The following is an 11,028-nucleotide window of genomic DNA, read 5'->3' on the forward strand; positions in this document are numbered from 1 at the left end:
ATCTCATACTCTTTAAAAATATATTAAAGGATTTCTGCTTTTTCAATTGTACTAATTTAATTGTATTATTATATAATTTTTGTTTATCCATTATAAGATCCCCTTCTTAAGGGCTTATTTTTCAAAAAATTTATTATACAAATTTTCAATTTTAGAAAAGAATTTGTCATAAATACTTATGTTTTCAAGACTAGTTTCTACAAACTCTTCTTTATTTATTACTTTACTTGCAATAACATCAATGTTTTGAAGGAAGGTCTCATCTTCATTTAAAGGGATTCCCATTTCTTCTGTAAAAGAATCATCTTTTAATGTTCCAGTTGTCCCATTTTTAAATGCAACTCTTATTGTAGGTTTCATTAACCCCTTTGTATCTTTTATTACCATAGCTACATTCTCATTATTAGTTGGTGTATTGTATTGTAAATAACCAGTTTTACTTCCTAATTTTTTTAAGGTTTCTGTGAGCTCATCAACCGTCTCATTTTCCATAATATCTCCGTTCAACGGATAAAACCTTAAAATAACGTTTTTAATCTTTTTAACTCTTTCTAACTCTTCCTCAATTGCACCTGAAAAGGGAATTGCAACTACATTTAAATTAGCTGATGGTAATTTTTGGTTCCCTAAAACTATTAAATTTTGTTCCCTAATATAATCGTTTAAGAGTTGTTTCACAGTTGAGGAAAAGTTACTTAAACTTGGACTTCCATTTTGATTTTTTACTAATACCATTCGATGATTCTTTAAATTAATTACAAAATATGAGTATGGATCTGATGGATAATTTTCATTTGTACGTACTAATTTGCCGTCAATTATTCGAGACTTAACTTCTAAAGTTGTACTTTTTACAATTAAGCCTGCTAATACGAAATCTCCTTTTAAATTTGTAAGTTTAACTTGTTCTAAGAAATATGTGGTTCTTTTATTTTTTTGTCTGTACTCATATTTTCTATTCTTTGTAAAAGCGGGATAAACGATATCTTCAAAATGCATTAGCATAGGCTTATCTTCCTTACCAAAAGTCAAATTAAAATTAGCAATATAAGAAGGTTTATCCTGTATCATGTTAATTCCCCCAGCCATTTTTCTGTATTATTTTAATAGTATCATTTAGGATTATTAAATTGTTAAAAAATATAAAAAATAACTATAATAACCATAAATGAAATGAATTATTCTCTCTTAATTAAAAATTTTTAGAACTGAAGGAATAGAAAAATTACGTAAAATGACCTAGCTTATTAATAGATCAATACAGAATAATAATTTTGAAATAGTTATTGATAAGTACCGCCTCGAAAATGCCATTAAATGGAATAAAATATAAAAATAACTAAATATGAGGGTGTATAATAAGGTGGATAGAATATTTGTTGGAAACTACTACAAAAAACAAGAATGTTTCAGAGATATATAACAATATGAAAAACAAAGAATTCTAGAGAAGGATAGGTAATCACAAACAAATTGATAATTGTTATATAAAACTTGTCCACGGATGCCACCAAAAAGGTTATACATTAATTTGGCTCGCCGACCCATCATCTCGTATAATAGACACACAAAAAGACGGTCTATTTACTTCATAATGAAGCAAATAGACCGTTCCCAATTTAAATGATTCCTGTTGAATACAATAACACTAACGCAATGAGTACTGGAGAAACGAAACGTAAGGAGAAGATCCAAAGTTTACCCCAAACGCTGGCTTCGCCAAATCCTCCGATTTCAAGTGATTTCTGCTTTCCAAGCGCCCATCCTGCAAAGAGAGCGATGAACATACCGCCTAATGGCAAGAGGATGTAAGAAGCTAAGAAATCGACGGCATCGAAGAATACTTTACCGAAGATCGTGAATTCACCCCATGCACCCAATGAAAGGGAAGAAGGAATTCCGAATAAGAAAATGATTGTTCCAAGAATCCATGTCGCCTTTTTACGGGTCCATTCGAACTTCCGCATGAAGTAAGCAACTGGAACTTCCAAAATCGAAATGGCAGACGTAAGTGCCGCTACAGAAATCAGTAAGAAGAACAATACAGCAAAGAACTGACCGAATGGCATCATCTCAAACACAGCCGGAAGCGTGATGAAGATCAGCCCAGGTCCTGCTCCTGGGTCCATACCGAATGCGAATAGGGCAGGGAAGATCGCTAATCCCGCTAATAAAGCAAAACCAGTATCAGCCAAACTGACCCCTGTCGCTGCAGTAGGAAGTTTGACATTTTTTGGTACATAACTTCCATACGTGATCATTGTCCCCATCCCTAAACTGAGGGAGAAGAAGGCGTGGCCTAAAGCGACGAGAACCGCTTCTCCACTGAGCGCAGAGAAATCTGGAGAGAAGAGGAACGCGACTCCTTCGCCCGCACCAGGCAGTGTTACGCCTCGAATGACTAAGATAAGCAAGAGAATGCCTAAGGTAGGCATCAAGATTTTATTCCATTTCTCAATACCTTCTTTTACCCCTTTCACAACGACAATGATGACGATCGCCATGAATAAGGTCTGCCATAAAATCGGACTGAGTGCGTTTCCGATGAATCCACCGAAGTGATCCCCCATCTGCTCACCAGGAACAGAGAGAAGGTCTCCGCTCATCGCTTTTGTCGTATACGATAAAGACCATCCCGCAACGACGCCATAGAATGATAGGATCAGGAATGCTGCCATGACCCCGAAAATACCTGTGACATACCATGGTTTACCAGGCGTCAGCTCCTGGAAGGAACCGACTGCATCCTTCTGCGTCTTTCGCCCAACTGCAAATTCAGCGAGCATGACGGGTATTCCGATTACAGCGATACAAATCAAATAAACGAAGATAAAGGCTGCTCCACCATATTCCCCTGTAATGTAAGGGAACTTCCAAATGTTACCTAAACCAATTGCGGAACCCATTGCCGCCAGCATGAACCCTGTACGCGATTTCCACTGCTCACGCGCTTGTTTCTCTAACCCCTGACTCATTTGACAATCCTCCTTTTTCTATTTACCTAAAATGTAAGAAAAATAACAAAATTTCTTCATTTATGGAAATAATATTAAACAAGCACACAGACTATTCCTGCTTTAAATGAAAAAAATAGTCGAAATTTGCGAGATAGTAACTATCGTATATTAATAAACACAAATTAACGGTTCAAAAGGGGGTTACTATATTACAAAATCTAAAACACCATCTTGAATACACATCTTGAATTTATTGAGGGAAATTATTGTTAAATTGAATTATTTAGATTTATAGAGTATTTATATTAAACAAATAATTACCATTGATGTTAATATAAGGTTATAAGATTTTAATACATACAGAATTTAAAGAGAAAATAAACTGGGGGATAATATGGAAAGGTCTGTTACTCAAAGAGGAATAAAATATTTAGTGCATTTTACTAGGGTTGATAATCTTGAAAGTATCTTTACAAATGGCCTTATACCTGTAGAGACCTTACGTCGTGAAAGATTTACAAATTTTTTTCATAATGATGAATATAGAATGGATGATTGTGAAACCGCTAATTGTCTTTCCATACAATTTCCTAATTATCGAATGTTCTTTAAATATAGACAGCAAAATCCAACTGTAGATTGGGTTGTTTTAGGAATTAAGAAAGAAGTATTATGGAAGAAGGATTGTGCTTTCTGTAAAGAGAACGCAGCAAGCAGTAACGTATTAGGAATACCTTTAGAATTAAGAAAAGGTGTCGGAGCATTTAACGGACTTTATGATGAATATCCTGGGAAGCCTTCTAGAAGTACCTTGGATATTGATCCTGCCTTACCCACCCACCCACAAGCTGAAATATTAGTTTTTGATGTTATAGAACCTGAAAATATATGGGGAGTAGCCTTCGAGAATCTCTACGAAAAAAATAAATACAGTTCATTGTTACCTTCAAACATAAATTGCGAAGTTGTTGGGAGGTTATTTAGTTATAGAAAGGATTACGAATATTGGAGATAATAATAAGGAGGAAACTATGGCAGAGAGGCCTGTATTTATAAGTAAAATGGAAAAAGAGTATGTTGAAGTAAAGACTATTAAATTTGAATGGTTTCCTGGATTTGCTGTTAAACAAAAACAAAAATCGATAGAGTCATTTCATCAAAATATCAAAAACCAATATCCAAATTTAAATATATTGGAAATTTCCAGTAAGTCTAATAAAGAGTTAGGTGTAGCATTAAGCGCTTTTAACCTAATGATTAAGACGAAAAATAATAAACAATTTAGTGTAGAGACAGCATTTCAGGCCAGTAAAGTTTTTGAATTTGGAGGCCCATACATTGACTTGTATGAAAAGTCATCAAAAGAGGCAAAAAAAGATCCAAGAATAAAAAATAGCGGGAAGTTACTTTATTTTCAGTTTTTCGATAGAAGATGGAAACTTGAACCTAAAACATTATTTTATGATTGGTTATATATTAACGCTTTATCTTTTAATAGTGAGTTAGCTAAACAAGTAATTAACTTTGATGCCTTTACCGACATTGAATTTAATCCTCAAAAATCAATAAATTGTCAAGCAAAATCAGTAGCTCTTTATGTTTCATTATATAAAATGAATTTGCTTAATAATGCTTTAAAATCAGTTGATAATTTTAAAGAACTTGTGATTAAACAAAATTATAAACAAAATAATAATAATGTAAAAAATAACTCAAAATATGAACAATTAAGCATTTTTGATGAAATGAACTAAAAATTAATGATTGGTGAAAGTATTTTAAATCCTAGTAATAAGTAGAGTCCTGGAGGGCTCTTTTTTTACAATAAATAAATGTAATGTGTTAGGGTATAAAAATTAGTATAGGATAGTTGGGGAAGGTTCTCGTGCTTCCCAATCAAACCAAACTTCTCCTTTTTAATTTTGTTGTTCAGAATGTGTTAGAGTAGATGTAAACGGTAAAAGAAATACTATAAGACGAATTTTCAAGTAAAGATTCGGGATAGATAAGACAAAAAAGAAGGAGAGATTGGTCATGGCAAAACAAGGCTGGAATTTGGACAACAGCTATGCACGTCTGTCAGAAGATTTATACTCCAAGATCGAACCATCACCTGTTCGCGCTCCAGAATTGGTCAAACTCAATGAATCATTAGGAGAAGAACTCGGCCTGAATGTTGAAGATCTTAAAAGTGAGGAGGGAGTTGCCGTACTTGCAGGGAACGAAGCTCCTGAAGGCTCACAGCCGATTGCACAAGCCTATGCCGGGCACCAATTCGGGAATTTTACGATGCTTGGAGACGGCCGTGCGATGTTGTTTGGCGAACAGATCACGCCTGATGGCGATCGTGTTGATATTCAGCTGAAAGGCTCTGGTAGGACGCCTTACTCCCGGGGCGGCGACGGTCGAGCGACACTTGGACCGATGCTTCGTGAATATATCATCAGTGAAGCGATGCATGCACTAGGGATTCCGAGCACCCGAAGCCTGGCTGTTGTGACGACAGGGGAACCGATCATACGTGAAAAACAACTACCTGGTGCCATCCTTACCCGAGTGGCGGCCAGTCATATTCGTGTCGGCACCTTCCAATATGTTAGAGGAAGAGGAAACGAGGAAGACCTTCGGGCACTCGCTGATTATACCATCGACCGCCATTACCCGTATCTAAAAGATAAAGGTGAGGATCGCTACCTGATCTTGTTGAAGGAAGTAATGAAGCGTCAGGCTGAATTGATCGCCAAATGGCAGCTCGTCGGCTTCATTCATGGAGTCATGAACACGGACAACATGACGCTCAGTGGAGAGACGATTGACTATGGTCCATGCGCGTTCATGGATACGTTCGATGCCGCAACCGTATTCAGTTCAATTGATACTCAAGGTCGATATGCGTATCGGAATCAACCAGCGATTGGAGGATGGAATCTGGCACGGTTTGCCGAAACGTTACTGCCACTCCTTCACGAAGATCAAGATGAAGCAGTTAAACTTGCAGAAAATGAAATCGGAAAATTTTCAGGTTTCTACAACGCCTACTGGATTTCTGGCATGCGGGGAAAACTCGGTATTTTCAACGAAGAAGCAGAGGATGAATCTTTATGTGAAGACCTGTTGAAACTCATGCAGGAACATAAAGCGGACTATACGAACACGTTCCGAGCGTTGACGTTTGATAAGCTGGAAGATTCAGATCTGTTTAAAACAGAGGAATTCACCAAATGGCATAAACGATGGCAGGAAAGACTCGAAAGACAGGAAGAATCAAAAGACCAGGCCCATCAACTAATGCAAGATAACAATCCAGCACTAATTCCAAGGAACCACCGAGTGGAAGAGGCACTGGAAGCAGCGGTGGAACGAGACGATTACAGCGTAATGGAGAAATTATTGGAAGCTTTATCAAACCCATACGCACATACTCGGGAGCAGGAAGAGTATTGTACACTGCCACCGGATACTAAGCAGCCATATGTAACATATTGTGGGACATGAAAAAAATATTTTGTTGAACTAAGTGGTTGCTTCGGCAGCCATTTTTATTTTAGACATAATCAATAAAAATTTAAAAGCAGAAGGTAATTGGCCTATCACATATCATCTCGTATAATGGAAATATCAAGAATTTTCACCATCTGATTAACAGTTTTAAATGGCGATTGTTAACTTTCACTAGGTAAGAACTTGTGGGAACAAATATAAGGGGTTACCTTTTCAGCAGCTCCTTTCAAACAGGAAGTGATTATTTGGAGACAAAAGCAGTATATCACCATCTTACACCACAAACATATATGAAAGCATGGAAGCACGGAAAGTCTTCAGTTTATGTTGTAGATAAAGGAACAAACGGTGTAGGGACAGTTAAAAATACAAAAAACTTTGCTGGTATTAATAATTATCATTCATTGCGTGCTGGCTCCCTTTTTCGAACTGAGGAAGATTGTAAGAAATTTTTCAAACCTTTAGATAATTACATTGTAAAAATAAATGATAAGGTAGTAAAAAATAGAATCGAAATGAATAATCGATTCTATAAATATAATACATGGATCATCATTAATAATAATGCAGAAATTATTGATGAAGCGGAAAAAAAAGCATTAAAAAAAGATATTCTTTCCATTCATGTAAGGGATATAGAAGTTGGATGGGATAGACAATATGAAAATTATTGGAACTCTATAAACAAGGCTATTTCATATGAAGTATGTTCAAACCCTTTTATTGTTCAAAGTATTCCTGCGGTTAAACGTACAAATTTGATTAAGTTTGCTGTATCTATGGAGTGGCGGACAAGACCTTATCATCCAGTGTTAGAAGAAACATTTGATTGGTTAATGAGTGAGAAATTCTTTGGACTTGACTTTAAATCAATCTATATACCTGAAAATGAACGATTATATCCATTTTTACAAACAATGTACGATGAATTTGCTCATAGTTATATCTTAAAATTGTATCGTCAATTTCTTGATGGAAAAGGAGTTATAATGGATGAAGCGAACAACTTTATTAATAATTCATGTGTGTGTTTATTAATAGCACCTGATAATGGTGAGTTTATAACAAGTGATAATCCTGTATGTAGAATTACTAATAAAGAGGGTACAACCGAATACATCTTTCCTATTAATCCTAAAATTGCCTGTTTAATTGTTAAGGGTAGTGCCCAAGAGTCTTATCTTTTGAAACATCTTACTAAGGATGAATTAATTTATTACAACAATAAATTGAAAGAAAACTGCAATCTAGGGTACATCCTGCGTAAGCAGAATCGATTACTTTATTTTAATAAATAGGTATGAGAACTTTGTCTTTTTATTAAGAATTATCACATGGGAACGAGTCAAAGAGGAATGCTAATTTAAGATAATGCCTATATGGGAAATATTTGTTACGATGGTAACAACTTAAAATGAAAGGAGCACAATATTTATGGATGCGATAATCAATATTGATAAGGTATTAAATACAAACCTAACTAAAGAGCAAAAACAGGCAGCTGTGGATTTATCAGATGAAGTTCTTTGCCTTGCCTGCGCAGGTTCAGGAAAGTCTAGGACTCTATCATATCGAATAGGATATCTTTTTTCTAATGGTGTTATTCCAGAAAATGTACTAGCCTTTACTTTTACAGAAAAAGCTGCTGATTCCTTAAAAAGAAATGTTGCAACTGCTATTGAACAATGTGGTTTTACTTCTGATCTGGTTGGAGCAATGTTTATTGGTACAATACATTCCTATTGTCAACATATTTTAGGTCAAATGGATGCAAGGTATCGTCAATTCGAAGTGTTAGATGAAAATAAAATGAAAATTTATCTATTATCCAGATATTATGATCTAAGTTTAAACGAATTGGGTAATGCTAAGGATTCAAGGATGTTTAACACTATTAAAGAGGTTGCAAATGCATGGAGTACACTAAACGATGAATTAATTCAAATTAGTGATATCGAAGAACATGATCCTATATTAGCCAAAGTGTTAAATAAATTGAAACAAAGTTTAGATCAAGATGAATTTATAGATTTCTCATTAATGATAAGATTAGTTGCGGATGCATTGGAAAGAGATGATATTGAAATAAATAATGTATTAGTTGATCTGAAACATGTAATGGTAGATGAGTATCAAGATGTTTGTCCTTCACAAGAAGCACTTATTAGAGGGTTACATAGAAGGTCCCAAACTCTATTTGTTGTAGGGGATGATGATCAATCAATTTATGGATGGCGTGGGGCAGATATTCAAAACATATTGAATTTTGAAGAAAGATATCCAGCTTGTTCAACTCATACGCTAAATACAAACTTTCGTAGCACTGATAAAATAGTAAATACTTCCAATGAGTTTATACATAATGAATTAGGTCCTGCAAGACATCATAAAAATCCTGTTGCACATAATAATGGTAATATAGAACATTACGGTAAATATTGGTTTCCATCAAGAGAGGAAGAGTCTCACTGGGTAGCCAACCGAATTAAAGATTTAATAGGAACTGAATACGTGGAAAGATATGATAAAGAAGGGAATCCGATAGAGAGTAGAGGCCTCTCAGAAGGCGATTTTGCAATATTATTTAGGTCTATTAGGAGACCTTTTAATCCTGATAACCTCCCCAATAGACATTATGAATTTATCGAAGCACTAAGAGAGTTGGGCTTTGAACCCACTGTTGAATCAGAAGGAGGAATATTTGAAAGACCTCATGCAAGAATCGTAAGAGATATTATGGAATTATTACGGGGAGAAACACCTAAACGAAACGATGTGATTCTATTCTATAAAAATAATGTTATGGACTATTTTCCTCATGCTGATCAGAACAAATTAATCCAAACATTAATGGAATGGAATCGGAAAATAAATACACCACAGGGTAGTTCCCGTGTGAAAGTCTATCCTCAAGATTTTTATCAAAATATATTAGAAGCACTTAATGTCGATAATATTAATTATGATGAACAAGTAATGAGAGATTTAGGTGTATTTAGTACAATCATATTAGATATAGAACAAGTATATGTAAGTATTGATTCAAAAGCTCGGTATAATCAAATGCTAAACTTTTTATCCAATGTTGCTGAGTCTGGTTATGATGTAAGTACTTTAGACTTAGTTACAAAGCCAGACGCGGTAACCATATCAACAATTCATAAGATGAAGGGGTTGGAGTACCCAGTAGTTTTTATTGTAGATGTATTAGATAGAAGGTTTCCAGGTGATAGAAGTAGATATAGAGGATGGTTACCGGAACAGGTTATGGATGAGGCAATAAATAGAGGTTCTTATGGGAAAACCAGAGAGGATGAGGCGAGACTATTTTATACAGCTTTAACCAGAGCGGAAAGATTCTTATATGTTACAGGTAGTGCAGAACAACCCGATACTAGAAGAGAGAAAAAGCCTTCAAAATTTCTTGTTGGACTTGGGGGAGATTCAGATTTTAATGATCCAAATGAATTACCAAGTGAGATTAAATATATTGAGCCTAAAAAGAGATATGATGAGAATGATTTGCCTACTAGTTATACTGAAATAAAAGATTATTTAACATGTCCAGCTAAATATCAATTCAGACAACACTTTGGATTTAATTCTCCCGTACCTGATTTGTTTGGATTTGGGTTGACAACACATACAGCGATAAATAAATTACATCAAGATTATAATGATTCACCCCCAACATCTGTAGAGGCAATGGATGTTACAGAGGAAGTATTTCATTTAAAGCATGCTTTTCCTAGTAGAGACCCCGAGAACAATCCTGGACCTTATGAACGTGCAAAAGAACGTGCAAAAGAAATAGTATCAAATTATGTAGAATCACACTCTATGGATTTTACTAGAACTAGGGCAAGTGAAGCTAGGTTTGAAATAAAAGTTGAAAAAGCATTAATTTCAGGTTCAATAGATTTACTTTTAAAAATGGACGAAGAAGGTAATATATTAGACGCTGAAGTTATTGATTTTAAGTCACTGGATAGACCATCTAATCACTATGAATGGCTTGATTTATCATTACAAGTTCAACTATATGCCCATGCGGGACAGGAAATTCATGGTGAACCTATTGAATTTGGGTCTGTCCACTTATTAAAAGATAACGAGCGTATTAATGTTCCTGTGAATGCTGAAGCAAAAGCAGCTGCTATATCAAATATTGAATGGGCGGTCGACTATATTATTAAAGGAGAATTCCCAATGAGACCTAGTTCTGATAAATGTGAGTCGTGTGATTTTAAAAAGTTATGCCGCAAACAATATCAGGAGTTTTCTACAGAAGTTAAGCCACCAGAAATATATTTACCTAGTGGATTTGGAAAAGTACTAGCTAGAGCCTTTAGTGATATTGATTAAATTCATAAATAAAATAGAGTGAAAAAGGTTAAACCTTTTTCACTCTATTTTCTAATAAATTCTACACCATATTCGATAAAATTGCTTGTGCATATAAGGATTCACGGCATTCCATCCAGTGTTCCAATTTTTCACTGTTACTATTTTAGGCAGAAATACCTATATTTTAAATTCACAATTGGATTAGGTATAATAAATGTACCCT

At 34.9% G+C, this 11,028-nt stretch carries 7 protein-coding genes; 5 read left to right on the forward strand and 2 right to left on the reverse strand.

The features are described 5' to 3' along the window. Nucleotides 1-114 precede the first annotated feature (114 nt). Nucleotides 115-1,071: a hypothetical protein gene (locus tag N8M93_RS22470; RefSeq protein ID WP_261134874.1), complete on the reverse strand. Its 957-nt coding sequence runs from the start codon at nt 1,069-1,071 to the stop codon at nt 115-117. Between the two features lie 548 nt (nt 1,072-1,619). Then, entirely contained in the window at nt 1,620-2,975 is a 1,356-nt protein-coding gene (locus tag N8M93_RS22475; protein ID WP_261134875.1) for a sodium-dependent transporter, read from the reverse strand. A 376-nt stretch (nt 2,976-3,351) separates the two neighbouring features. On the opposite strand from N8M93_RS22475, the gene N8M93_RS22480 reads away from it, so the two are divergent. The 5 genes from N8M93_RS22480 (at nt 3,352) to N8M93_RS22500 (ending at nt 10,823) form a co-directional block, all read left to right on the forward strand. Beyond that, the gene (locus tag N8M93_RS22480) at nt 3,352-3,972 is read left to right on the forward strand and encodes a DUF4433 domain-containing protein (RefSeq protein ID WP_261134876.1); all 621 of its coding nucleotides are present in this window, start codon (nt 3,352-3,354) and stop codon (nt 3,970-3,972) included. A 16-nt stretch (nt 3,973-3,988) separates the two neighbouring features. Beyond that, entirely contained in the window at nt 3,989-4,711 is a 723-nt protein-coding gene (locus tag N8M93_RS22485; protein ID WP_261134877.1) for a DUF6977 family protein, read from the forward strand. Between the two features lie 280 nt (nt 4,712-4,991). Then, complete coding sequence (locus N8M93_RS22490; RefSeq protein WP_261134878.1) at nt 4,992-6,452, forward strand: YdiU family protein; 1,461 nt, start codon at nt 4,992-4,994, stop codon at nt 6,450-6,452. Between the two features lie 251 nt (nt 6,453-6,703). After that, entirely contained in the window at nt 6,704-7,756 is a 1,053-nt protein-coding gene (locus N8M93_RS22495) for a DUF4238 domain-containing protein (protein WP_261134879.1), read from the forward strand. A 136-nt stretch (nt 7,757-7,892) separates the two neighbouring features. Continuing rightward, nucleotides 7,893-10,823, forward strand: coding sequence for an ATP-dependent DNA helicase (locus N8M93_RS22500; RefSeq protein WP_261134880.1), 2,931 nt, complete (start codon nt 7,893-7,895; stop codon nt 10,821-10,823). Nucleotides 10,824-11,028: the final 205 nt, after the last annotated feature.

The organism is Bacillus sp. Marseille-Q3570 (assembly GCF_946151055.1).
Lineage (GTDB): Bacteria > Bacillota > Bacilli > Bacillales > Fictibacillaceae > Pseudalkalibacillus.